The sequence below is a fragment of the Microbacterium sp. NPDC003461 genome, assembly GCF_053588335.1.
The window spans coordinates 1-22216 of record NZ_JBSFPT010000035.1; the positions used below are offsets into that span (position 1 = coordinate 1).

Genomic DNA, 22216 nt, shown 5'->3' on the forward strand with positions numbered 1-22216 from the left:
TTTTTCATTTTTTTTTTTTTTTTTTTTTTGTTTTGTTTTGTTTGTGGTGTTGTTTTGTGTGTTCTTGTGTTGTGGTGTGGGGTGGGCCGTGCGGGCGGGGGCGCCCCCCCACGCCGTCTGCCCGAGACACTATGGGAGCGCTCCCACGGTGTCAAGGGCACCGGGCCGGCGTCACGCCGGGTCGAGGCCCTTCTCGCGGCGACGACGCGCCAGCTCGGCGCGCAGCGCCGCCTCGCGCTCCTCGCGCTCGAGGTCCGCGAGCTGCTGCTCGGTCGAGCGGGGCTCGCCCGGCAGGACGGGCGTGGCCATGTGCTCGGGGAAGCGCGTGGAGGTGACGCGGGGTGAAGCCGGCTCGCGCCCGAGCGCCCACCACAGCACGCTGCCCACCAGCGGGATGAGGATCACGACGAACACCCACGCCACCTTCGGCAGCAGGCGCACGCCCGTCTCGTCCCGCCGCAGCACGTCGATGAGCGTCACGACGAAAAGCGCCAACACGGCCAGGCCCACGACGGCGTACATGAAGCGCATGGTATCGGCACCCGTAGAATCGTGGGGTACCCCGCCCTCGACCCCTAAGGCTCGAACATGCCCACCATCGTCGTCGACGTCATGCCCAAGGCCGAGCTGCTGGATCCGCAGGGCAAGGCGGTCACCGGATCGCTCGCCCGCCTCGGGCACGGCGCGTTCCAGAACGTCCGCATCGGCAAGCGCATCGAGCTGACCGTGGAGGGCGAGGTCACCGACGAGGTGCTCGCCGAGGCGCGTCAGGTCGCCGACGAGATCCTGTCGAACGCGGTCATCGAGGACGTCGTGAGCGTGAAGGTCGCCGAATGACCGCGCGGATCGGCGTCATCACCTTCCCCGGCTCGCTCGACGACGGCGACGCCCGCCGCGCGGTGCGCGTCGCGGGCGCCGAGCCCGTCGCGCTGTGGCACGGATCGCACGACCTCGACGGCGTCGACGCCGTGATCCTGCCGGGCGGCTTCTCGTACGGCGACTACCTGCGCGCCGGCGCCATCGCGGCCCACGCGCCGATCATGGCCGAGGTCAAGGACGCCGCCGCGAAGGGCATGCCCGTGCTCGGCATCTGCAACGGCTTCCAGATGCTCGTCGAGGCGCACCTGCTGCCCGGCGGCCTCATCCGCAACGCTCACCAGCAGTTCATCCGCCGCGACCAGCGCCTGCGGGTGGAGAACGCCGACACGGCGTGGACGAACGCGTTCCAGGCCGGCCAGGAGATCGTCATCCCGCTCAAGAACGCCGACGGCGGCTACATCGCCGACGCCGAGACGCTGAAGCGGATCGAGGGCGAGGGCCGCGTGGCCTTCCGCTACCTGGGCGTGAACCCCAACGGATCGCTCAACGACATCGCGGGCGTGACGAACGAGGCCGGGAACGTCGTGGGCCTCATGCCGCACCCCGAGCACGCGGTCGAGCCGGGCTTCGGCCCCGGCACCCCCGCCGCCATGCGCTCCGGCGTCGACGGCCTCGGGTTCTTCGCCAGCGCCGTCGCCGCGACGGTCGCCGCCGCGGCCTGACGCCGGTCGGCCGCGGTAGCGTGGATCGCGTGACCGCTCTCACCGTCTCCGTGCCGACCGAACGCCTCGCCGACGACGTGCGGGCGCTGCTGGATCCGTCCCTCGAGATCGAGGTCGTCGTCTGGAAGGACGACGCGTCGGTCCCCGACGGGCCCGTCGACATCGTCGTGCCGCCGTACATGCGCCAGGGCGCCACCCTGCGCGCGCTGAGCGAGCTGCGGCCGCGCCTCGTGCAGGGGCAGGCGATCGGGTACGACGGCGTGGCCGACGTGCTGCCCGAGGGGCTCGTCTACGCCAACGCCTCTGGCGTGCACGAGACCGCCACGGCCGAGCTGACCCTCGGCCTCATCCTCATGGCCCAGCGCGGCCTGGCCGACTACGTGCGCGCGCAGGACCGCGGCGAGTGGGCGCCCTCGACGACCATCGGCCTCGCCGACCGCCGCGTGCTGCTGCTCGGCTACGGCGGCGTCGGCAAGGCCATCGCGGCGCGCATCGCGGCCTTCGAGGCCGAGGTGGTGCCCGTCGCGTCGCGCGCCCGCGACGAGGACGGCGTGCACGTGCACGGCATCGACGAGCTGCCCGAGCTCGCCGGCACGGCCGACATCCTCGTGAACGCCCTGCCCGGCGGCCCGCAGACGCACCGCCTCATCGGCGACGAGGTGCTCTCCGCCCTCCCCCACGGCGCGCTCGTCGTGAACATCGGCCGCGGCCCGACCGTCGACACCGACGCGCTCGTGGCGCACCTGCGCCGCGGCCGGCTGCGCATGGCCAGCGACGTGTTCGACCCCGAGCCGCTGCCCGCCGACCACCCGCTTTGGTCGCTGCCCGGCGCGATCATCGCGCCCCACGTGGGCGGCCGCTCCGCCGCCATGGATCCGCGGATCGCGCGGCTCGTCGCGACGCAGGCCGAGCGCCTGGCGCGCGGCGAGGAGCCGATCAACGTCGTCATCCGCTCCTGAGAACGCCGAGGCCCCCGCCCCTGAACGGGAGCGAGGGCCTCGAGAGCGCGGGATCAGACGGCCGTGTAGCCGCCGTCGATCAGGTAGTACGCGCCCGTGACGAACGAGGCGTCGTCCGAGAGCAGGAAGCGCACGACCTTGGCGATCTCGTCGGCGCGGCCGAGGCGCCCGAGCGGGTGCTTCGCCACGAGGCCCTCCTTGACCTCGGCCGGGGCGCCGGCCAGCAGCGGCGTGTCGATGTAGCCGGGGCCCACCGCGTTGATGCGCAGGCCCGCGGGGCCGTACTCCGCGGCCGCGTTCTTGGTGAGGCCCACGACGGCGTGCTTCGTGGCGGTGTAGGCCGAGTTGCCGAGCGCCGCGACGGTGCCGTGGATCGACGCCATGTTCACGATGGCGCCCGCGCCCGCGCCCGCCTCGAGGATCGCCGGGATCTGGTAGCGCAGTCCGTAGGCGACGCCGCTCAGGTTGATGCCCACCACGGTGTCCCAGCCGTCGAGGTCGAGCTCGCCGGTCGGGGCCGAGGGCCCGCCGATGCCGGCGTTGTTGAACGCGTAGTTGAGCTTGCCGTAGGTCTCCACGGCGAACTCGACGGCCTTGCGGCTGTCGTCGGCCTTCGCCGTGTCGCCCTGGATCGCCGCGGCCTCGCCGCCGGCCTGGGCGATCTCGTCGACCACGCGCTGGGCGGCCTCGAGCTTGATGTCGGTGACGACGACCTTCACGCCGAGGCCCGCGAGCTCCTTCGCGGTCGCCTCTCCGATACCCGAACCGCCGCCCGTGACGATCGCGACCTTGCCTTCGAATCCCATTCGACACTCCTCTGCGTCGGTCCATCGGGCCGCCGGCGCTTCGGATCGCGCTGCTGTATTCACCCGAATGGATCGGATGCCTCCAGCCTACGCCCGTCCGCGCCTCGGCGGACCGGGGTGGGCACCGCGGGCGTGAAAGGATATCGCTCATGGCGAACGACACTTCGACGGCGACGCGCGCGGGGGCCCCGCGGAGCGCGCTCGACCGCTTCTTCAAGATCACCGAGCGCGGCTCCACCATCGGCACCGAGGTGCGCGGCGGCCTCGTGACCTTCTTCGCGATGTGCTACATCGTGTTCCTGAACCCGCTCATCCTCGGCACCGTCCCCGACGGCACCGGCCAGATGCTCGGCGGCGGCGGCGCCCCGAACATCGGCATGATCGCGTCCACGACCGCGCTCGTGGCGGGCGTCATGACGATCCTCATGGGCGTCGTCGCCAACTACCCCATGGCGCTCGCCGCCGGCCTCGGCCTGAACGCCGTCGTCGCGTTCTCGATCGCCGGCCTGCCGAACGTGACCTGGGCCGACGCGATGGGCCTCGTGGTGATCGAGGGCGTGATCATCCTCGTCCTCGTGCTCACGGGCTTCCGAGAGGCCGTCTTCAACGCCGTGCCGCGCGAGCTGAAGGTCGCCATCGGCGTGGGCATCGGCCTGTTCATCACGCTCATCGGCCTCACGAACGCCGGCTTCGTCGAGACCGGTGCGACGATCGTGCAGCTCGGCAACCTCGGCACCTGGCCGATCCTCGTCTTCGTCGTCGGCCTCGTCCTGGCGATCGTGCTGTGGGTCCGCAAGGTGCGCGGCGCGCTGCTCATCTCGATCCTCGTCGCGACCGTGCTCGCGGTGATCCTCGAGAACACTCTGAACATCGGCGCGGCCGACCCCGCCGAGAACCCGGGCGGCTGGAACCACGCGCCCACCTTCACCGGCGTCGCGAGCGTGCCCGACTTCTCGCTGCTCGGGCAGTTCGACATCCTCGGGTCGTGGGAGCGGATCGGCATCGTCACCGCCGTCCTGCTCATCTTCACGCTGCTGCTGGCCGACTTCTTCGACACCATGGGCACCATGGTCGCCGTCGGCGCCGAGGCGAAGCTGCTCGACGCCAAGGGCAACCCGCCCCACACCCGCCGCATCCTCATCGTCGACTCGATCGCCGCGATGGCCGGAGGCATGGGATCCGTCTCGTCGAACACCTCGTACGTCGAGTCGACTTCGGGCGTCGCCGAGGGCGCGCGCACGGGTCTGGCGTCGGTCGTCACGGGCATCGCGTTCCTGCTGGCGACGTTCCTGTCGCCGCTCGTGGAGCTCGTGCCCTACGAGGCCGCCGCGCCCGCGCTCGTGATCGTCGGCTTCCTGATGATGACGCAGATCTCCGGCATCGACTGGACGAGGATGGAGATCGCGATCCCCGCGTTCCTCACCATCGCCATCATGCCGTTCACCTACTCGATCGCCGACGGCATCGGAGCGGGCTTCATCGCCTACGTCATCGTGAAGCTCGCGCAGGGCAAGGTGCGCGAGATCCACTGGCTCATGTGGGTGTCGTCGCTGCTGTTCGTCGTGTACTTCACGATCGATCCGATCCGCGCCGCGCTCGGCGTCTGACCGCCGCCACGCAGAACGGGCCGGCTCCCGCGAGGGAGGCCGGCCCGTTCCGCGTGCGATGCCGCGTCAGGCGGTGAAGACGGTGTGCACCTCGCCGGCGTGCGCGCGCCCGTTCAGGCCCTCGAGCTCCAGGATCACGGCCGACCCGGCGACGACGGCGCCGAGATCGCGCACGAGCTCCTGCGCCGCGGTGAGCGTGCCGCCCGTGGCGAGCACGTCGTCGAGCAGCAGCACGCGGGCGCCGGGGGCGAGCACGTCGGGGCCCTCGATCGTGGCGGTGCCGTACTCGAGCGCGTACGAGACGGCGGCCGCCGGACGGGGCAGCTTGCCCGCCTTGCGGATCGGCAGCATCCCGACGCCCGTGAGGGCCGACACGTACCCGGCGAGCAGGAACCCGCGGGCCTCGATGCCCCCGACGATGTCGAACGAGCCGGCGAACGGCCGGATCAGCTCGTCCGCCACGGCACGCATCGCCGCGCCGTCGGCGAGCAGCGGCGAGATGTCGCGGAACATCACGCCGGGCTCGGGGTAGTCGGGGGTCACGGCGATCAGGGACTCGGCGCGCGCCAGTTCGGGGTTGGTCACCGCTCAAGCGTATCGGCGCCCCCTGCGCGCTCACCGCGATCGAGAATCCAACCCCGCGCCGAGAATGCATGCGCACCAGGATTGTCGGCGCGGGCGTGGATTCTCGCGGATCCGCCACGGGGGCCCGCCCCACGGTGCCCGCGGAGGCGTCGACCGTAGGCTGAGGGCATGCGTCTCACCGCGACAGCCGACGACCGCCTCTGGGTCCCCGTCACGGGCAGCATGGGCCTGCGCGGGCGCCGCCATCGCAAGGCCGCGATCCGCATGCTCGTCGACACCTCGCGCCGCCAGCTCGGCCTCGAGACCCCCTCCGGCCGGGTCGGCCCCTGGCTGATGAGCCAGTTCGTGCCCGTGCTCATGCGGCGCATGGAGGGCCGGATGCTCGCATGGGTGTGGCGCGAGGACCCCGAGCTGCTCGTCGCGACGGCGCAGCTGCAGGAGCTGACGCCCCAGGTGCGCGCGGCCAGGGCCATGATGCCCATGGAGTACGACGACGGCGAGCCGTTCCACAGCCCGCACCTGGGCGCGGGCGAGCGACTCGTGCTCGACCTGCCGCAGAGCGAGAACGCGCCACCGACCGTCACCTACACGTGGGACACCGGCACGCACCTCGTCACGCTCACGGCGATGAGCCCCGACCGCTCGCGCTTCGGCATCGTGCTCGGCGCCGTCGACGATCTCGCCCGCTCGCTGCGGCTGGTCGACGACGTGCAGCTGGGCGAGTCGAACGTGCTGCGCCTCGACCCGGCCTGAGTCGCCCGCGCCGAGCCCGCCCTGGCCCGCGCGCCCTGCGCGCCCGCGAAATGGCGAAGCCTCACAGCGTTTGTCAAGCCTCTCGTGGCGTTCCGCGCGCACCCCTAGCGTGAAGTCATCGGGCAACCCAGCCCGCACGAAAGGAGCTGACACATGAGCTTCATCGCTTTCATCATCCTCGGTCTCATCGCCGGTGCCATCGCGAAGGCGATCCTGCCCGGCGAGCAGGGCGGCGGATGGATCATGACGCTGATCCTCGGTGTCGTCGGCGCGCTCGTCGGCGGCTGGATCGGCACCGCCATCTTCGGCGTCGGACTCGAGGAGTTCTGGAGCCTGGAGAGCTGGCTGCTCGCGATCGGCGGTTCCATCGTGGTCCTGCTGATCTGGGGCCTCATCACCGGGAACCGGAGCAGGTCGCGCTCCTGACCCCCACGCACGAGAGCGGGCCGTCGCACATCCTCGGATGGCGGCGGCCCTTTCTCGTGCGCCGGTTCGATGCGGGCGCACACCCGACGCGGATCAGCCCGCTCAGCCGGCGAACCGGAACCAGACGGTGCCGAGCGGCGGCAGCGCCAGCTCGGTTTCGCCGCCCTCCGGCGCCTCGATGCGCCCGAGGTTGCCGACGCCCGATCCACCGTAGACGCCGGCGTCGGTGTTGAGCACCTCGTCCCACGCGCCCGCCTCGGGCAGGCGCAGGCGGTAGCGCTCGTGCGGCGTGGCCGAGAAGTTGCTCGCGCACACGAGGAGCGATCCGTCGCCGTCCCGGCGGGCGAAGGCGAGCACGTTGGCCGCCGCGTCGTCGGCGACGAGCCACTCGAAGCCCGCGGGGTCGGCGTCGCGCGCCCACAGCGCCGGCGTCTCGCGGTAGCGGGCGTTGAGGTCGCGCACCGTCTGCCGCACGCGGGCGTGATCGGGCAGGTCGAGCAGCCACCAGTCGAGCTCGCGCGACTCGGCCCACTCCGATTCCTGCCCGAACTCGCCGCCCATGAACAGCAGCTGCTTGCCGGGGTGGGCCCACATGAAGGCCAGGTACGCGCGCAGCGTGGCCAGTTCGCGCCACCGGTCCCCCGGCGCCTTGCGCAGCAGCGATCCCTTGCCGTGCACGACCTCGTCATGCGAGAGCGGCAGCACGTAGTTCTCGCTCCACGCGTAGGCGAGCGAGAACGTGATGTCGTGATGGTGGTGCACGCGGTGCACGGGATCGCGCCCGATGTAGGCGAGCGTGTCGTGCATCCACCCCATGTTCCACTTGAAGCCGAAGCCCAGCCCGCCCGTCGAGGTCGGCTTCGTCACCCCCGGCCACGCGGTGGACTCCTCGGCGATGGTCACGACGCCGGGCACGCGGCGGTAGACCGTGGCGTTCATCTCCTGCAGGAACTGCACGGCCTCGAGGTTCTCGCGACCGCCGTGCACGTTGGGCGTCCACTGCCCCGGCTCGCGCGCGTAGTCGAGGTAGAGCATCGACGCGACGCCGTCCACGCGCAGGCCGTCGGCGTGGAACTCCTCCAGCCAGTAGACGGCGTTGGCGTAGAGGAAGTTGCGCACGGGCGGGTTGCCGAAGTCGAAGATGTGCGAGCCCCACTGCGGGTGCCAGCCGCGCTGCGGATTCGGATCCTCGTACAGCGGCGCGCCGTCGAAGCGCGCGAGGGCCCACTCGTCGGTCGCGAAGTGGCCGGGAACCCAGTCCAGGATGACCCCCACGCCGGCCTGGTGCAGGCGGTCGATCAGCAGGCGCAGCCCGTCCGGATCGCCCAGTCGGCTGTCGGGCGCGTAGTAGCCGGTCACGTGATAGCCCCACGATCCGCCGAACGGATGCTGCATCACGGGCATGATCTCCACGTGGGTGAAGGCGAGATCGGTGACGTAGGCGACGAGCTCGTCGGCGAGCTGCGCGTAGGTGCGCTCGCGCCGCCACGACGCGAGGTGCACCTCGTAGATCGACATCGGGCGGTCGGTGTGGCCGCGGCCCGCCTCGGCCGCGCGGCGCGCGATCCACTCGGCGTCGCCCCATTCGTAGGACGAGTCGAAGACGACCGACGCCGTCAGCGGGGGCACCTCGGCGAACGACGCCATCGGATCGGCCTTCTCGTGCCAGTGGCCGTCGGCGCCGAGGATCTCGTACTTGTAGCGGGTGCCGGCGCCCACACCCGGCACGAACAGCTCCCAGATGCCGCTGGAGCCGAGCCGGCGCATGGGGTGCGCGCGGCCGTCCCAGTCGTTGAAGTCGGCCTTCACCCGCACGGCGCCGGCCCGCGGCGCCCACACGGCAAAAGCGGTGCCGGTCACATCGGGCGCCGCGCCCAGGCCGTCGAAGGTGCGCACGTGCGCGCCGAGCACATCCCACAGCCGCTCGTGGCGCCCCTCGCCGATGAGGTGGATGTCGACCTCGCCGAGCGTGGGCAGGAAGCGGTACGGATCGTCCCGCTCGTGCACGGCGGCATCCGGCCCCTCGCCGTACGTCGCGACCACCGTGTACGGCGGCACGTCGCCCTCGGCGAGCCCCGGCTCGCCTGGAATGACGCCCACCCACACCCCGCCCCACTCGTGCTGCAGCTCGATCTCGTGCCGGCCGTCCGGGAAGCGGCGCGTGGGCGGCGCGTGGTACCGCACCGCGACGGCCGTCGCGAGCGGCCGCAGCACGCGCACCGTCACGCCGCCCTCGTACGGGTGCGGCCCGAGCACGGCGTGCGGCTCGGGGTGCTCGGCGGCGGCGACGGCCGCGAGCACGTCGGTGTCGACGGGCAGGATCTCGGGTTCGGTCACGGCGCCGGCCTCACCGTGAGGATGTGCGCGACGTCGCCCGCGGGGTCGAGGCGCACGTAGGCGTCGGCGCCCCACACCCACTCCGATCCGGTCAGCTCGTCGTGCACGACGAAGCGCTCGGGCAGGCCGGCCGCGGCCAGGTCGAGGTGCACGGTCGTCTCGCGCGCGCCGTGCGGGTCGAGGTTGACCACGACGATCACGGTGTCGTCCCCGTGCGTCTTCGAGAAGCACAGGATGTGGTCGTCGTCCGTCGCGTGCACGACGAGGTTGCGCAGCAGCTGCAGCGCGGGGTGCGCGCGGCGCAGCTCGTTCAGCCGCGCGATGTACGGCGCGAGCGTGCGGCCCGAGGCCTCGGCGCCCGCCCAGTCGCGGATGCGGATCTGGTACTTCTCGCTGTCGAGGTACTCCTCGCTGCCGGGCCGCACGGCCACGTGCTCGAACAGCTCGTACCCGGCGTACATGCCCCACGACGGCGTTGCCATGGCCGCGAGCGTCGCCCGGATGGCGAACATCGCGGGCCCGCCGTACTGCAGCGTCTCGTGCAGGATGTCGGGGGTGTTCACCCAGAAGCTCGGGCGCAGGAGGTGGTCGGTCTCGCGCGAGACCTCGCGCAGGTAGTCCTCGATCTCGCCCTTCGCGACGCGCCACGTGAAGTACGTGTACGACTGGTGGAAGCCGACCGCGCCGAGCGTGCGCATCATGGCGGGGCGCGTGAACGCCTCGCTGAGGAAGATCACGTCCGGATCCGTCTCGCGGATGCGTCCCAGCAGCCGCTCCCAGAACACGACGGGCTTGGTGTGGGGGTTGTCGACGCGGAAGATCCGCACCCCGTGATCCATCCAGACCCGCAGCACTCGCTCCACCTCGGCGAGCACGCCCTCGAAATCGTCGTCGAAGTACAGCGGATAGATGTCCTGGTACTTCTTCGGCGGGTTCTCGGCGTACGCGATCGAGCCGTCGGCGCGGTGCCGGAAGAACTGCGGATGCGTCGTCACCCATGGGTGGTCGGGCGCGGCCTGCAGCGCGAGGTCGAGGGCGACCTCGATCCCCAGCCGCTTCGCCCGCGCGACGAAGCGGTCGAAGTCGGCGAAGGTGCCGAGGTCCGGGTGGATCGCGTCGTGCCCGCCGTGGCGCGACCCGATCGCCCACGGCGAGCCCGGATCGTCCGGGCCGGGCGTGAGGGTGTTGTTCGGCCCCTTGCGGTTGACCTCGCCGATCGGGTGGATCGGCGGGAGGTAGAGCACGTCGAACCCCATGGCCGCGACCCGGTCGAGGCTCTTGGCGGCCGTGCGGAACGTGCCGCTGACGACCTTCTTCGTCTTCCGGTCGACACGGGCGCCCTCGGAGCGCGGGAAGAACTCGTACCACGCGCCCGTGAGCGCCCGGCGCCGATCGGCGTAGAGCGGGTACGGGCCCTCGACCGTGACGAGGTCGCGCAGCGGGTGGTCCTCGAACAGCGCCCGCGTCTCGGGCCCGGTCAGCACCGCGAGCCGCGCCTCGGCCGGCCGGTCGGCGTCGGTCGCGGCGGCGAGCGCGGCCTTCAGCGCGGCGCGATCGGCCGGCGAGAGCCGCCCCTCGGCGCGGATGCGCTCGAGCAGCAGCCGCGCCTCGAGGAACATGAGGTCGACGTCGACGCCGGCGGGGATCTTCAGCGCCGCGTCGTGCGTCCAGGTGGCCAGCGGATCGGAGAACGCCCGCACCTCGAAGGACCACTCGCCCTGCTCGTCCGGGGTCAGCCAGGCCTCGTAGCGGTCGGTGCCCGTCGCGATCTCGCGCATGCGCACGGGCGGTCGGCGCACGCCGTCCGGCCCGATGAGCACGGCCTCCGCGCCGAGCTGGTCGTGCCCCTCGCGGAACACCGTGGCGCGCACGGGGAGGGGCTCCCCCACCGCCGCCTTCGCGGGCCGCGCGCCCCCGTGGACGACCGGATGGACCTCGATCACGGGGATGCGTCCGACCATGGCACCAACTTCCCACATCGGTTCCGCGGCGGCCACCTTCTTGCGCCGCGCGTTCACGACGGTGTAACCCGCGGCCGCCCGTCGCGGGGCTACGGTGGGCGCATGCGCGCGATCCGCCGATTCACCGTCCGGCCCGTCCTGCCCGAGCCGCTCACGGCGCTCGGCGAGCTCGCGGGCAACCTGCGCTGGAGCTGGCACCACGAGACGCAGGACGTGTTCGCGCACGTCGACGCCGAGCTGTGGGGCCGCACGCAGGATCCGGTGGAGGTGCTCGGGGGCGTCGATCCCGCCCGGCTGGAGCAGCTGGCGCATGACGACGGGTTCCTGGAGCGGCTCGCCCGCGTGCGGGACGACCTGCGCGCCTACCTGGCGGACGACCACTGGTATCAGCGAGACCTCGGCGACGGCCCGCGCGCGATCGCGTACTTCTCGCCCGAGTTCGGCATCGCCGCGGCGCTCCCGCAGTACTCGGGCGGCCTCGGGATCCTCGCGGGCGACCACCTGAAGGCGGCGAGCGACCTGGGCGTGCCGATCATCGGCGTCGGGCTGCTGTACCGGCACGGCTACTTCACGCAGGCGCTCTCGCGCGAGGGGTGGCAGCAGGAGTCGTATCCGCTGCTCGATCCGGATGAGCTGCCGATCAGCCCCCTGCGGGAGGCGGACGGCTCGATCGCCACGGTCTCGCTCGCCATGCCCGGCGGGCCCGACCTGCGCGCGCGGATCTGGGTCGCCCGGGTCGGACGGGTGCCGCTGCTGATGCTCGACACCGACGTCGACGGCAACCCGCAGAACTACGCCGACATCACGGACCGGCTGTACGGCGGGGGCGGCGAGCACCGGCTGCGGCAGGAGCTGCTGCTCGGCGTCGGCGGCGTGCGGGCACTCCGCGCCTACTGCCGGATCACGGGCGCCGCGGAGCCCGAGGTCTATCACACCAACGAGGGCCACGCCGGGTTCCAGGGCCTCGAGCGGATCCGCGAGCTGACGGTGGGGGACGGCGCCCCGGGCCTCGCGTTCGACGACGCGCTGGAGATGTCGCGCGCGTCGACGGTGTTCACGACCCACACGCCGGTGCCCGCCGGCATCGATCGGTTCCCCCGCTCGCTCATCGAGCAGTACTTCGCCACCGACGGCGGCGTGCTCCCGGGCGTGCCGACGGATCGGGTGCTCGCACTCGGCGCCGAGGACTACGAGGGCGGCGACCCCGGCGTCTTCAACATGGCCGTCATGGGCTTCCGGCTCGGCCAGCGCGCCAACGGGGTCTCGACCCTGCACGGCCACGTCAGCCGCGAGATGTTCAACGGCCTGTGGCCGGACTTCGACGAGGCCGAGGTGCCGATCGGGTCGATCACGAACGGCGTCCACGCGCGCACGTGGGTGGCGCGCGAGTTCCTCGACATGTTCGACGAGTCCGGCGCCGACCTCGATGGCGAGGAGGGCGCGCTCACGCGGGCGTTCAACGAGATCGGCTTCGAGCGCATCTGGGCGGCCAAGCACCGCATGCGCGAGCGCCTCGTGATCGACGCGCGGCAGCGGCTGCGCGCGTCGTGGCTGCACCGCGGCGCTGTCGACGCCGAGCTCACCTGGATCGACGACGCCCTCTCGCCCGACGTGCTCACGATCGGCTTCGCCCGGCGAGTCCCCTCGTACAAGCGCCTGACGCTCATGCTGCGCGACCCCGAGCGGCTGAAGGCCCTGCTGCTCGACCCGGAGCGGCCGATCCAGCTCGTCATCGCGGGCAAGTCCCACCCGGCCGACGACGGCGGCAAGGCCCTCATCCAGCAGCTGGTGCGCTTCGCCGACGACCCCGAGGTGCGCCACCGCATCGTCTTCCTGCCGGACTACGAGATCCAGATGGCACAGGCGCTGTACCCCGGCTGCGACGTGTGGCTGAACAATCCGCTGCGCCCCTACGAGGCCTGCGGCACGAGCGGCATGAAGGCGGCCCTGAACGGCGGCCTGAACCTGTCGATCCTCGACGGCTGGTGGGACGAGTGGTTCGACGGCGAGAACGGCTGGGCGATCCCCTCGGCCGACGGCGTGGACGACCCCAATCACCGCGACGACCTCGAGGCGGCCGCGCTGTACGAGCTGCTCGAGCGCGAGATCACCCCGAGGTTCTACGACCGCGACGGCGCCGCCATCCCCGTGCGGTGGATGGAGATGATGCGGCACACCCTCGAGTCGCTCGGCCCCAAGGTGCTCGCCTCGCGGATGGTGCGTGACTACGTCAACGCGCTCTACACCCCGGCCGCGCGCAATGCGCGGGCGCTCGGCGCAGACTACGCGGGCGCGATCGAGCTCGCGGCGTGGAAGGGCCGCGTCCGTGCGGCCTGGCCGGGCGTGCGCGTGGAGCACGTGGAGTCCAGCGGCGTCGACGAGGTGGCCGAGGTGGGCGCCACCCTGCGCGTGCGCGCCGACGTCGCGCTGGGCGATCTCACCCCCGACGACGTGCAGGTCCAGCTCATCCACGGCCGGGCCGAGGGCGACGATCAGCTGACGTCGCTGCGGGTGGTTCCGCTCACGCTCGGCGAGCGCTTCGAGGGCTCCCGCGCGGCATTCACGGGCGAGGTCGTGCTGGACCGTGCGGGCCCGTTCGGCTACACCGTGCGGATCGTGCCGGTCCACCCGCTCCTCGCCACGACGACCGAGCTGGGGCTCGCGGCGCTCGCGTAGGGGGCGTGCTCGGTCCGCGACGCTGGCCGGGGGCTCAGTCCGAGCCGTCCTCGAGCGACTGCATCACGACGATCGAACGCGGGCCGACGGGGATCGCCTCGCCGGCGTGGCACACCGTGCCCTCGGCGACCTCCGGATCGGTGGAGAGCACCACCCGGAAGGCCGGCTCCCACTGCTGCGGCATGATGCGCGCATCGATCGCCTCGGCGCCGGAGTTGAACCAGATCAGGAACGACGCGTCGGTGAGCTGCTCGCCGTGCGGCCCGGGCTCGCGCAGCGGCCGGCCCGAGACGTACATGCCGATCGCCCGCTGCGATCCGTTCCCCCAGTCCTCGTCGGTCATCACGCGCCCGTCGGGGTGCGACCAGGCGAGATCCAGCGGTCCGCCGACGATCGTGGGCTGGCCCTCGAACCAGTGCCGCTGCCGCAGCGCGGGGTGCTCGCGGCGCAGGCGCAGCGCGGCCTTGGTGAACTCGTAGACGTCGAGCCAAGCATTGTCGGCGCTCCAGTCCACCCACGAGATCTCGTTGTCCTGGCAGTAGGCGTTGTTGTTCCCGCCCTGCGTGCGCCCTCGCTCGTCGCCCGCCGTGATCATCGGCACGCCGTTCGACAGGCACAGCGTCACCATCAGGTTCGCCGCCTGCCGCCGCCGCACGGCGACGATCCCCTCGTCGTCCGTCTCGCCCTCCACGCCGTAGTTGCGCGAGCGGTTGTTGTCGGTGCCGTCGCGGTTGTCCTCGCCGTTGGCCTCGTTGTGCTTGTGCTCGTACGTGACGAGGTCGCGCACCGTGAAGCCGTCGTGCGCCGTGATGAAGTTGACCGAGTTCGACGCCGAGCGGCCGTCGTCCGCGTACAGGTCGCTCGATCCGGCCAGCCGCGTGGCCACGTTGCGGATCGTGCCCTGCCCGCGCCACCAGTCCCGGATCGTGTCGCGGTACTGGTCGTTCCACTCCGCCCACGGCGACGGCATCTGCCCCACCAGGTAGCCGTCCATCGACACGTCCCACGGCTCGGCGATGAGCTTGACGTGCCGCAGAATCGGATCCTGATCGATCGCGATGAGCAGCGCGCACGCGAAGTCGACGTCGTAGCCCGTGCGGGTGAGCGCGCTCATGAGGTCGAAGCGGAAGCCGTCGACGTGCATCTCGGTGACCCAGTAGCGCAGCGAGTCGAGGATGAGCTGCAGCGCGAGCGGGTTCCACGCGTCGACCGTGTTGCCGCAGCCGGTGACGTCCCAGTAGGTGTCGTCGAAGGCGCCCTCCTCCTCGGGGATGACGCGCTTGTAGAAGCCCCGGTCGTCCAGGCCGCGGAACGACAGCGTCGGGCCGTCCGGCCCCGCCTCGGCGGTGTGGTTGTAGACGACGTCGAGGATGACCTCGATGCCGGCCCGGTGCAGCTCCTTGACCATGCCCTTGAACTCGGTCACCTGGCCGCCGCGGTCCCCCGCCGAGCTGTACGACGCGTCGGGCGCGAAGTACGAGATCGTGTTGTAGCCCCAGTAGTTGCTCAGGCCGCGCTCGAGCAGCGCGGGCTCGGAGAAGAACTGCTGCACGGGCAACAGCTCGACGGCGGTCACGCCGAGGTCGCGCAGGTACTCGATGACGGCCGGCTGCGCGAGGCCCGCGTACGTGCCCCGCAGCGGCTCGGGCACGCGGTCGTGCAGCTTCGTGAAGCCCTTCACGTGCAGCTCGTAGATGACGGTCTCGCGCCACCGGGTGCCGAGCAGCTCGTCGCCCTCCCAGTCGAACGACGGATCGACGACGGCGCTGCGGGCCGTGTAGGCCGACGAGTCGGTGTCGTCGCGCGCGGCCGGATCGTCCTCGCGGGCGCCGAAGATCGGCTGCTCGGCGAGGATCGTGCCGCTCGTGGCGAGCCCGTACGGGTCGAGCAGCAGCTTGTGCGGGTTGAAGCGGTACCCGTTCTCCGGATCCCACGGCCCGTCCACGCGGTAGCCGTACCGCTGCCCCGGCGCGACGTCGGGCAGCGCCCCGTGCCAGATGCCGAGGGTCTGCTCGGTGAGCTCGTGCCGCGTCTCGCGGTCGGCGTCGTCGAACAGGCACAGGTCGACGCGCGTGGCGTTGGGCGCGTAGACGGCGAAGTTCGTGCTCTCGGGCGTCCACGTGGCCCCGAGCGGCCATTCCCGCCCCGGCCAGACGGCGGCGGTCTCTCCGAGGCGTGTCCACAGCTGGGGGCTCATGCCCCCCATGATGCCCCGGCTCAGCGGATTGCCGCGCAGGTGCCCGGGGCGGGTCGGCACCGGGCGCGCTACTGCGGCGGGGGCGGCGTCCAGAGCATGAGCTCGGCGCGGCGGCGCACGCGCGTGCCGGCCTTCACCGTGATGACCGGTCCGCCCGGCGCCGCCGCGAACACGCGCGCGCCGGGGCGCGAGGCCAGCTCGGCCTCCAGCCGGTCCTCGAGGTCGCGCACGCGGCGGCGCAGGTCGCGCACCTCGTCCTCGAGGTCGAGCACGCGGGCGATCGCGGCGAGGCTCATCCCCTCGCCCGAGAGCCGGGCGACCTCGCGCAGCTGCGCGATGTCGCGCGCCGAGTAGCGCCGCGATCCGCCCCGCGTGCGCCCCGGCACCACCAGGCCGATGCGGTCGTACTGCCGCAGCGTCTGCGGGTGCATGCCGGCCAGCTCGGCGGCGACGGCGATGGCGAAGACCGGTGCGTCCTCGTCGATGTCGTACGCGTCGCTCATCCGTCCCCCTCCTCGCTCATCCTGCCGCCCTCATCCCCGATCCATCGTCAGCCCCGTGCCCGCGCGAGCAGATCGTCGCGCGGGTTCTCGCGCGGACCGACCTCGTGGAAGCGCTCGAGCGCCTCGCGCTGCGCCTCGGAGAGGTGCCCGGGAACGACCACCTGCACCTCGGCCAGCAGGTCGCCCGTGCCCTTCTTCGACGCGATGCCCCGGCCCTTCACGCGCAGCACGCGGCCCGACGGCGTGCCCGGCGTGACACGCAGCCGCACGGCGTCGCCCTCGAGGGTGGGCACCTCGATCGTGGCGCCGAGCGCCGCCTCCGTGAAGGTGATGGGAACGGTCACCCGCAGGTTCAGGCCCTCGCGCGTGAAGACCGGATGCGGGCGCACCGCGACCTCCACGACGATGTCGCCGTTCTCGCCGCCGTCCGGCGACGGGCGGCCGCGGCCGCGCAGGCGGATCTTCTGCCCGTCGGCCACGCCGGCGGGGATCTTGATCTTGAACGGCTTGCCGTCCTCGCTCTGCAGCGTCACGGTCTCGCCCTTCGCCGCCGTGACGAAGTCGATCGTCGTGCGGGCGCGCAGATCCTGCCCCTTGGTGGGGCCGCCGAATCCCTGGAAGCCGCCGGTCGGCTGGCCGAAGCGGCCGGAGCCGAAGCCGGTGCCGCGGCCCTGGTTGAACATCGTGAAGATGTCGTCGAAGTCGGCCGCCGATCCGCGATTCGTCGTGAACCGGCTGAAGACGTCCTCGAAGCCGCCCGCACCCGATCCGCCCGCCGTGAAGCGCGCGCCGGATCCCATGGCGCGGATCTCGTCGTACTCGCGGCGCTGCTCCGCGTCGGAGAGCACCGAGTACGCCTCGCTGATCTCCTTGAACTTCGCCTCGGCCGCCGCGTCGCCCGGATTGGAGTCCGGGTGGTACTGGCGCGCGAGCTTGCGGTACGTCTTCTTGAGCTCGGCGTCGGAGACGTCCTTCGAGACCCCCAGGACCTTGTAGAAGTCCTTGTCGAACCAGTCCTGACTGGCCATGCGTCTCCCGCCTTACTCCGCCGGCACGGCGACCACGACCTTCGCCGGCCGCAGCTCCACGTCGCCCAGGCGATAGCCCACCTCGACCACCTCGAGGATGGTCGACTCGGTCGTGCCCGGCACGGGCTGCTGGAACACGGCCTCGTGCTGCTGCGGGTCGAACACGTCGCCCGCCGCGCCGTAGGTCATCAGTCCCATGCGCTCCGCCACGCCGCGCATCTTCTCGGCCACGAGCGCGAACGCGCTGCCCTCCTCGAGGTCGCCGTGCTTGGCGGCGCGGTCGAGGTCGTCGAGCACGGGGAGCAGACTCTTGGCGACCCAGCCCTTGGCCCGGTCGATCTCGAGCTGGCGCTGCTCCTCCGTGCGGCGACGGTAGTTGGCGTACTCCGCCTGCAGGCGCTTGAGGTCGTGCTGCAGCTGCGTCTCGTAGTCGCTGCGCTCGGCCTCGGCCGCCTCGTCGGTCTGCGCGGCGCCGAGGATGTCGTCCACCGTCAGCGACTCGTCTCCCTCGGCAGGCTCGCCCGTCGGGGCGCCCTGGTCCGCAGGGGCACCCTCGGCGCTCTGGTCCGCCTGCGCGTCGGGGCCGGAAGCGCTCGCCTCCGGCCCCTCGGCGCCAGGCTGGACCTCGTCGTTCTCGTCGAAGTCCTTGTCCGCCATGGTTACTTCTTCTCGTCCTCGTCGTCGACGACCTCGGCGTCGATGACATCCTCATCCGACTCGCCGCCGGCCTGCTCGCCGGCCGGCGCGCCCTCCGAGGACGCCGCGGCGGCGTCCGCCTGCGACTGCGCGTAGATCGCCTCGCCCAGCTTGGCCTGGCTCTCATTCAGCTTGTCGAACGCCGTCTTCACGGCGTCGTCGTCGTCACCGGCGAGCGCCGTCTTGAGCGCGTCGACGTCGGCCTGCACCGACTCCTTCACGTCGGCCGGCAGCTTGTCGTCGTTCTCCTTGATGAGCTTCTCGATGGAGTACGACAGCGTCTCGGCCTGGTTGCGGACCTCGGCGGCCTCGCGGCGCTTCTTGTCCTCGGCCGCGTGCTCCTCGGCCTCGCGCACCATGCGCTCGATGTCCTCCTTGGGCAGCGACGAGCCGCCCGTGATGGTCATCGACTGCTCCTTGCCGGTGCCCTTGTCCTTCGCCGAGACGTGCACGATGCCATTGGCGTCGATGTCGAAGGTGACCTCGACCTGCGGGATGCCGCGCGGTGCCGGGGCGATGCCGGTCAGCTCGAAGGTGCCGAGCGGCTTGTTGTCGCGCGTGAACTCGCGCTCGCCCTGGAACACCTGGATCGCGACCGACGGCTGGTTGTCGTCGGCGGTCGTGAACGTCTCGCTGCGCTTGGTCGGGATGGCCGTGTTGCGCTCGATGAGCTTCGTCATGATGCCGCCCTTGGTCTCGATGCCGAGGCTCAGGGGGGTCACGTCGATGAGCAGCACGTCCTTGCGCTCGCCCTTGAGGACGCCGGCCTGCAGGGCGGCGCCGACGGCGACGACCTCGTCCGGGTTCACGCCCTTGTTGGGCTCCTTGCCGGCCTCGCGCTGCACGAGCTCGCTCACGGCGGGCATGCGGGTCGATCCGCCGACGAGCACGACGTGCGCGATGTCCGACACCTTGATGCCGGCCTCGCGGATGACGTCGTCGAACGGCTTCTTCGTGCGCTCGAGGAGGTCCTTCGTGAGATCCTCGAACTTCGCACGCGTGATCGTCTCCGACAGCGAGACGGGGCCGTTCTCGGTGAGCGAGAGGTAGGGCAGGTTGATGCTCGTCGAGGTCGAGCTCGAGAGCTCCTTCTTCGCCTGCTCCGCGGCCTCCTTGAGGCGCTGCAGCGCGATCTTGTCGCCCGAGACGTCGACGCCGGTCGAGTCCTTGAACTGCTTGATCAGGAAGTCGACGATGCGCTGGTCCCAGTCGTCGCCACCGAGGCGGTTGTCACCGGCCGTGGCGCGCACCTGGATGGTCGAGAAGTCGTCGTCCTTGCCCACCTCGAGCAGCGAGACGTCGAAGGTACCGCCACCGAGGTCGAAGACGAGGATGAGCTCGTCCTCCTTGCCCTTGTCGAGGCCGTAGGCCAGGGCGGCGGCGGTGGGCTCGTTGATGATGCGGAGCACGTTGAGGCCCGCGATCTCGCCGGCCTCCTTGGTGGCCTGGCGCTCGGCGTCGTTGAAGTACGCCGGCACCGTGATGACGGCGTCGGTGACGGTGTCGCCCAGGTACTGCTCGGCGTCGCGCTTGAGCTTCATGAGGATGCGCGCGCTGATCTCCTGCGGCGTGTACGCCTTGCCGTCGATCGCCTGCGTCTTCCAGTCGGTGCCCATGTGGCGCTTGACCGACGCGATCGTGCGGTCGACGTTGGTCACGGCCTGGCGCTTGGCGGTCTCGCCGACCAGCACCTCGCCGTCCTTCGTGAACGCGACCACCGAGGGGGTGGTGCGGAAGCCCTCGGCGTTGGCGATGACCTTCGGCTCGCCACCCTCGAGGACCGCGACGACCGAGTTGGTCGTTCCGAGGTCGATGCCCACAGCGCGTGCCATGTTGTCTCCTTTGTGTTGCCGCCTTGAGGAAGTCCTCGCACGGATCTGAGTCGTGCTGACTCAAGGATAGATCGGCGCCACGAGGGGCGTCAAATGAAGTTGATATGAATCAGCTCAACTTTTGCGAGCGGGCAGGATGGGACGGTGACGTCGATCCTCCACCCGCCCGTCGGCACCGCGCTGCAGATCGTCGCGGCCCTGCGGGAGCGAGGGCTCCCGGTCGCGGTCGGCGGATCCGCACTGCTGGCCTCGCTGGGCCTCGTGGATCGCGTGCGCGACTGGGACATCACATGCGAGGGCGACGCGGACGAGGTGGCGGCCGCCCTCGGCGCGCTCGGGCTCGCGTGGTCGGCGCCGGCGAGCGCGGGCCGCCCATTCGCCACGCGCGCCCGCTTCGTCGTCGACGCGGGCGACCACGAGCTCGACGTGCTCGTGGGCTTCGCGGCGTGGGACGGCGACACACTCGTCCCCTTCCCCGTCCGCCGGACCGGCGAATGGCTGGGCCTGCCCATCGCCGACCCGCAGGTGTGGGCGCAGGCGTACCGCCTCATCGGCCGCCCCGAGCGCGCGGCGCTGCTGGCCGGGCCATCCTCCGCCGAACCCGCACCCGCTCCACCAACCCGCGCGCGATCCGGCGCGGGCTCGGCGAACGAGGGCGGGTTCGCGGGCTGACCCCCGGGGGTCACGCGGCGCTAGGGTGAGCGCCATGCGCACGGCACCAACCGTTCACCTGACGTCCCTACGGTCGCTCGCATGAGCGACCCGACAACGCGCCCCGACGACCTGCCCGCCACCGCCGACAGCGGCGCGATCGGCGTGATGGGCCTCGACCTGCGCGAGGGCAAGACGGCTCCGAAGAGGCAGATCTACTCGTGGGCGCTGTGGGACTGGGCGACGCAGCCCTTCAACACCGTCGTGCTCACGTTCATCTTCGCGTCGATGTATCTGACCACCGACGTGTTCCTGCCCGCCGACGTCCAGGCGCTGGCCGAGAACGATCCTGTCCGCGAGCGCGCGGTCGACGGCCTCGCATCGGGCTTCGGTCTCGCCGGCACGATCGCCGGCCTGCTCATCCTCGCGATCGCGCCGGTGCTCGGCCAGCGCGCCGACGCGGCGGGGCGGCAGAAGCTGTGGCTCGGGATCGGCACGGGCGCCCTCGTGGCCTGCATGCTCGGCCTCTGGTTCGTCGAGCCGACGCCGACCCTGTTCTGGCTCGGGGTGGCGCTCATCGCCGCCGGGCAGGTGTTCGGCGAGATCGCGGCCGTGAGCTCCAACGCCATGCTCATCGGCATCGCGAACCAGAAGACGATCGGCCGCGTCTCGGGCCTGGGCTGGGGCTTCGGCTACCTCGGCGGCATCGTCGCGCTCGTGCTCGTCATCGTCTTCTACATGTCCGACTGGTTCGGACTGCCGGAGGACACGGGTCTGCCGTTCCGGATCATCGCCGTCGGCTGCGCCGTGTGGGCCATCGTCTTCTCGATCCCGATCTTCCGCAACGTGCCGGAGCCGTCGCTCGGCCGCCCCGAGCGCAAGGTCGGGTTCTTCGCGTCGTACCGACTGCTGGTGCAGGACATCGTGGCACTGTTCAAGAGCCCGGAGACGCGCCACACAGGATGGTTCCTGCTCTCCAGCGCCGTCTTCCGCGACGGCCTGGGCGGCGTCTTCGCCTTCGGCGCGATCATCGGGCAGGTCGTGTTCGGCTTCGAGTTCCTGCAGATGGTGATCTTCGGCGTCGCCGCCAACCTCATCGCCGGCGTCTCGACGATCCTCGCCGGCCCGCTCGACGACCGCTTCGGCGCCAAGCGCGTCATCATCGCGGCGCTCGGATCCATGACGGTCGCGGGCCTGGCGGTGTTCTTCCTCGTGGATCTGGGGCCGGTGGTGTTCTGGATCGGCGGCCTCGCGCTCTGCGCGTTCGTGGGCCCGGCGCAGGCCGCGTCGCGCTCGTTCCTCGCGCGCGTGACGCCCGCGGGGCGCGAGGGCGAGATCTTCGGCCTCTACGCGACGACGGGCCGCGCCTCGAGCTGGATGGCCGCGGGCGCGTGGACGGTCGTCGTCGCCGCCTTCGGATCGACCTACGGCATCCTCGCGATCGTCGGCGTCATCCTCGTCGGCCTGCTGCTGCTCCTGCCGGTCAAGCAGCTGCGCTGACCCGGGCCCTTCTTCCCGCGAGACAGCATTCGCGCGCCGAGACAGCGTCCTCACGCCGCTGTCTCGGCCACCGACTACGCCGACTTCCTGCATCAGCGCCTCGAGATCAACTACTACGCGTCGTGCTGCCTCGTGCCCGAGACGGCGGCGGTCTCCTT

General features: G+C 71.4%; 18 protein-coding genes and 1 pseudogene. 9 read left to right on the forward strand and 10 right to left on the reverse strand.

Translation table 11 applies throughout. The annotated features are described in order from the left end of the window. Positions 1 to 171: 171 nt before the first annotated feature. Positions 172 to 522: a PLD nuclease N-terminal domain-containing protein gene (locus ACWDR7_RS11570; protein ID WP_449855043.1), complete on the reverse strand. Its 351-nt coding sequence runs from the start codon at positions 520 to 522 to the stop codon at positions 172 to 174. 66 nt (positions 523 to 588) lie between these two features. On the opposite strand from ACWDR7_RS11570, the gene purS reads away from it, so the two are divergent. The 3 genes from purS to ACWDR7_RS11585 are packed head-to-tail and all read left to right on the forward strand — an operon-like array spanning position 589 to position 2500. Beyond that, positions 589 to 837 (forward strand): phosphoribosylformylglycinamidine synthase subunit PurS, encoded by a 249-nt coding sequence (purS, locus tag ACWDR7_RS11575; RefSeq protein ID WP_449855044.1) that lies wholly within the window; start codon positions 589 to 591, stop codon positions 835 to 837. Beyond that, positions 834 to 1541: a phosphoribosylformylglycinamidine synthase subunit PurQ gene (purQ, locus tag ACWDR7_RS11580; protein WP_449855045.1), complete on the forward strand. Its 708-nt coding sequence runs from the start codon at positions 834 to 836 to the stop codon at positions 1539 to 1541. Before purS ends, purQ begins: the two co-directional genes overlap by 4 nt. A gap of 29 nt (positions 1542 to 1570) precedes the next feature. Next, entirely contained in the window at positions 1571 to 2500 is a 930-nt protein-coding gene (locus ACWDR7_RS11585; protein WP_449855046.1) for a 2-hydroxyacid dehydrogenase, read from the forward strand. A gap of 53 nt (positions 2501 to 2553) precedes the next feature. On the opposite strand, the gene ACWDR7_RS11590 is transcribed toward ACWDR7_RS11585, so the two are convergent. Next, positions 2554 to 3306: an SDR family NAD(P)-dependent oxidoreductase gene (locus tag ACWDR7_RS11590; RefSeq protein ID WP_449855047.1), complete on the reverse strand. Its 753-nt coding sequence runs from the start codon at positions 3304 to 3306 to the stop codon at positions 2554 to 2556. A gap of 149 nt (positions 3307 to 3455) precedes the next feature. Between ACWDR7_RS11590 and ACWDR7_RS11595 the strand changes: the two genes are divergently transcribed. Beyond that, positions 3456 to 4913, forward strand: a complete 1458-nt coding sequence (locus ACWDR7_RS11595) for an NCS2 family permease (RefSeq protein WP_449855048.1) — start codon at positions 3456 to 3458, stop codon at positions 4911 to 4913. Positions 4914 to 4979: 66 nt separating this feature from the next. On the opposite strand, the gene ACWDR7_RS11600 is transcribed toward ACWDR7_RS11595, so the two are convergent. Beyond that, positions 4980 to 5498 carry an adenine phosphoribosyltransferase gene (locus ACWDR7_RS11600; protein WP_449855049.1) on the reverse strand — a complete coding sequence of 173 codons (519 nt, stop codon included), beginning with the start codon at positions 5496 to 5498 and terminating at the stop codon, positions 4980 to 4982. Positions 5499 to 5666: 168 nt separating this feature from the next. On the opposite strand from ACWDR7_RS11600, the gene ACWDR7_RS11605 reads away from it, so the two are divergent. Beyond that, positions 5667 to 6251, forward strand: coding sequence for a hypothetical protein (locus tag ACWDR7_RS11605; RefSeq protein ID WP_449855050.1), 585 nt, complete (start codon positions 5667 to 5669; stop codon positions 6249 to 6251). A gap of 153 nt (positions 6252 to 6404) precedes the next feature. Then, positions 6405 to 6677 (forward strand): GlsB/YeaQ/YmgE family stress response membrane protein, encoded by a 273-nt coding sequence (locus tag ACWDR7_RS11610; RefSeq protein WP_261166854.1) that lies wholly within the window; start codon positions 6405 to 6407, stop codon positions 6675 to 6677. 102 nt (positions 6678 to 6779) lie between these two features. On the opposite strand, the pseudogene glgB reads toward ACWDR7_RS11610, so the two are convergent. Both glgB and ACWDR7_RS11620 read right to left on the reverse strand, forming a co-directional pair. Then, positions 6780 to 9014, reverse strand: a pseudogene (gene glgB / locus ACWDR7_RS11615) (1,4-alpha-glucan branching protein GlgB); the annotation flags it as partial. Further along, positions 9011 to 10975: a maltotransferase domain-containing protein gene (locus ACWDR7_RS11620; RefSeq protein WP_449855051.1), complete on the reverse strand. Its 1965-nt coding sequence runs from the start codon at positions 10973 to 10975 to the stop codon at positions 9011 to 9013. The gene ACWDR7_RS11620 and the pseudogene glgB, both read right to left, overlap by 4 nt. Positions 10976 to 11077: 102 nt before the next feature. Between ACWDR7_RS11620 and glgP the strand changes: the two genes are divergently transcribed. Further along, positions 11078 to 13651 carry an alpha-glucan family phosphorylase gene (glgP, locus tag ACWDR7_RS11625; RefSeq protein WP_449855052.1) on the forward strand — a complete coding sequence of 858 codons (2574 nt, stop codon included), beginning with the start codon at positions 11078 to 11080 and terminating at the stop codon, positions 13649 to 13651. 34 nt (positions 13652 to 13685) lie between these two features. Here the strand turns inward: glgP and glgX are convergent, their stop codons facing one another. From glgX to dnaK, 5 genes are all read right to left on the reverse strand, one after another. Continuing rightward, entirely contained in the window at positions 13686 to 15848 is a 2163-nt protein-coding gene (gene glgX, locus ACWDR7_RS11630; RefSeq protein WP_449855053.1) for a glycogen debranching protein GlgX, read from the reverse strand. A gap of 68 nt (positions 15849 to 15916) precedes the next feature. After that, positions 15917 to 16351: a heat shock protein transcriptional repressor HspR gene (locus ACWDR7_RS11635; RefSeq protein WP_449855054.1), complete on the reverse strand. Its 435-nt coding sequence runs from the start codon at positions 16349 to 16351 to the stop codon at positions 15917 to 15919. A gap of 47 nt (positions 16352 to 16398) precedes the next feature. Continuing rightward, a complete protein-coding gene (locus tag ACWDR7_RS11640) occupies positions 16399 to 17379 on the reverse strand; it encodes a DnaJ C-terminal domain-containing protein (RefSeq protein WP_449855055.1) in 981 nt (326 codons plus the stop codon). A gap of 12 nt (positions 17380 to 17391) precedes the next feature. After that, a complete protein-coding gene (locus tag ACWDR7_RS11645; RefSeq protein ID WP_449855056.1) occupies positions 17392 to 18036 on the reverse strand; it encodes a nucleotide exchange factor GrpE in 645 nt (214 codons plus the stop codon). 2 nt (positions 18037 to 18038) lie between these two features. Further along, on the reverse strand, positions 18039 to 19907 hold the full coding sequence (gene dnaK / locus ACWDR7_RS11650; RefSeq protein ID WP_449855057.1) for a molecular chaperone DnaK: 1869 nt from the start codon (positions 19905 to 19907) through the stop codon (positions 18039 to 18041). A 144-nt stretch (positions 19908 to 20051) separates the two neighbouring features. On the opposite strand from dnaK, the gene ACWDR7_RS11655 reads away from it, so the two are divergent. Further along, complete coding sequence (locus tag ACWDR7_RS11655) at positions 20052 to 20579, forward strand: hypothetical protein (protein ID WP_449855058.1); 528 nt, start codon at positions 20052 to 20054, stop codon at positions 20577 to 20579. Positions 20580 to 20660: 81 nt separating this feature from the next. Further along, on the forward strand, positions 20661 to 22058 hold the full coding sequence (locus tag ACWDR7_RS11660) for an MFS transporter (protein WP_449855059.1): 1398 nt from the start codon (positions 20661 to 20663) through the stop codon (positions 22056 to 22058). Positions 22059 to 22216 lie beyond the last annotated feature (158 nt).

What these genes read in the sequence shown, in the direction of transcription:
- ACWDR7_RS11570 (WP_449855043.1), bottom strand. Translation starts at nt 522, where the DNA reads ATGTACGCCGTCGTGGGCCTGGCCGTGTTGGCGCTTTTCGTCGTGACG.
- purS (WP_449855044.1), top strand. Translation starts at nt 589, where the DNA reads ATGCCCACCATCGTCGTCGACGTCATGCCCAAGGCCGAGCTGCTGGAT.
- purQ (WP_449855045.1), top strand. Translation starts at nt 834, where the DNA reads ATGACCGCGCGGATCGGCGTCATCACCTTCCCCGGCTCGCTCGACGAC.
- ACWDR7_RS11590 (WP_449855047.1), bottom strand. Translation starts at nt 3,306, where the DNA reads ATGGGATTCGAAGGCAAGGTCGCGATCGTCACGGGCGGCGGTTCGGGT.
- ACWDR7_RS11595 (WP_449855048.1), top strand. Translation starts at nt 3,456, where the DNA reads ATGGCGAACGACACTTCGACGGCGACGCGCGCGGGGGCCCCGCGGAGC.
- ACWDR7_RS11605 (WP_449855050.1), top strand. Translation starts at nt 5,667, where the DNA reads ATGCGTCTCACCGCGACAGCCGACGACCGCCTCTGGGTCCCCGTCACG.
- ACWDR7_RS11610 (WP_261166854.1), top strand. Translation starts at nt 6,405, where the DNA reads ATGAGCTTCATCGCTTTCATCATCCTCGGTCTCATCGCCGGTGCCATC.
- ACWDR7_RS11620 (WP_449855051.1), bottom strand. Translation starts at nt 10,975, where the DNA reads ATGGTCGGACGCATCCCCGTGATCGAGGTCCATCCGGTCGTCCACGGG.
- glgP (WP_449855052.1), top strand. Translation starts at nt 11,078, where the DNA reads ATGCGCGCGATCCGCCGATTCACCGTCCGGCCCGTCCTGCCCGAGCCG.
- glgX (WP_449855053.1), bottom strand. Translation starts at nt 15,848, where the DNA reads ATGAGCCCCCAGCTGTGGACACGCCTCGGAGAGACCGCCGCCGTCTGG.
- ACWDR7_RS11635 (WP_449855054.1), bottom strand. Translation starts at nt 16,351, where the DNA reads ATGAGCGACGCGTACGACATCGACGAGGACGCACCGGTCTTCGCCATC.
- ACWDR7_RS11640 (WP_449855055.1), bottom strand. Translation starts at nt 17,379, where the DNA reads ATGGCCAGTCAGGACTGGTTCGACAAGGACTTCTACAAGGTCCTGGGG.
- ACWDR7_RS11645 (WP_449855056.1), bottom strand. Translation starts at nt 18,036, where the DNA reads ATGGCGGACAAGGACTTCGACGAGAACGACGAGGTCCAGCCTGGCGCC.
- dnaK (WP_449855057.1), bottom strand. Translation starts at nt 19,907, where the DNA reads ATGGCACGCGCTGTGGGCATCGACCTCGGAACGACCAACTCGGTCGTC.
- ACWDR7_RS11660 (WP_449855059.1), top strand. Translation starts at nt 20,661, where the DNA reads ATGAGCGACCCGACAACGCGCCCCGACGACCTGCCCGCCACCGCCGAC.